Below are 775 nucleotides of genomic sequence, written 5' to 3'. Positions count from 1 at the left end.
CTGGGGCTGGCCGTGGGGGCGAAACTCAGCGCAGAACAGTTCCTGGTCATGGAAACCCTGGGCATCCTGGCCCTGGGGCTGGTGGCCTTCATGAGCGGCACCGCCACTGGCGTGCTGATGGCCAAGCTGCTCAACCGCGTCAGTCGCCACCCGGTCAATCCCATTATCGGCGCCGCCGGTGTGTCCGCCGTCCCCATGGCGGCACGGGTGGCCAACAAGGTCGGCCTGGACGCCAACCCCCACAACTTCCTGCTCATGCATGCCATGGGTCCCAACGTGGCCGGCGTCATCGGCTCTGCCGTCGCCGCCGGCGTCCTGCTCAACTTCGCAGGCTGATCTTCTCCGCGTGGCGTTCGCGCCACGCTATTCCTTCCTCTGCCCCTTGTAGGCGTTCCCTTCCAGGGGACGAACCGCGCGAAGCGCGAAAAAGATCCGGAGGATCATCGGTAGATTCTGAGTTTCGCCTGTTCTTTTATTATCGCAATAGACGGAAAGATGCGGAGCGATTTTCGTTCGTCCCCTGGAAGGGAACGCCTACAAGTGCCAGGTGGCCATCGGGAAACGGGAGAGCCTTTGCTGCCATCGGGAACCCACAGGGCTATAGTACGTCGAAGACGCAACCCCTCGACGGAGCCACACTTTGCCGCTGACGCTACAAACCCTCACTGAAAAGCTCTATCAGATTCGCCATGTCTGGGCGCTGATCAGCTTCTCGCTGGGCCTGAGCAGTTATTTTCTGGTGGATCGCCAACCGTGGTTAGCGGCGGTGCTGACC

General features: G+C 61.5%; 2 protein-coding genes. Both read left to right on the top strand.

The genetic code is table 11. The features are described 5' to 3' along the window. Positions 1-336 (top strand): sodium ion-translocating decarboxylase subunit beta (locus A3730_RS07055; RefSeq protein WP_197477343.1); only part of this gene is annotated, 336 nt, incomplete at its 5' end. Between the two features lie 304 nt (positions 337-640). Continuing rightward, a partial coding sequence (locus A3730_RS30280; protein WP_231883880.1) for a DUF5924 family protein occupies positions 641-775 on the top strand: 135 nt, incomplete at its 3' end.

Source organism: Alcanivorax sp. HI0044 (assembly GCF_001634945.1).
Note: the sequence above shows the minus strand (reverse complement) of the source record. Positions and strands in the feature narration are given on the sequence as shown.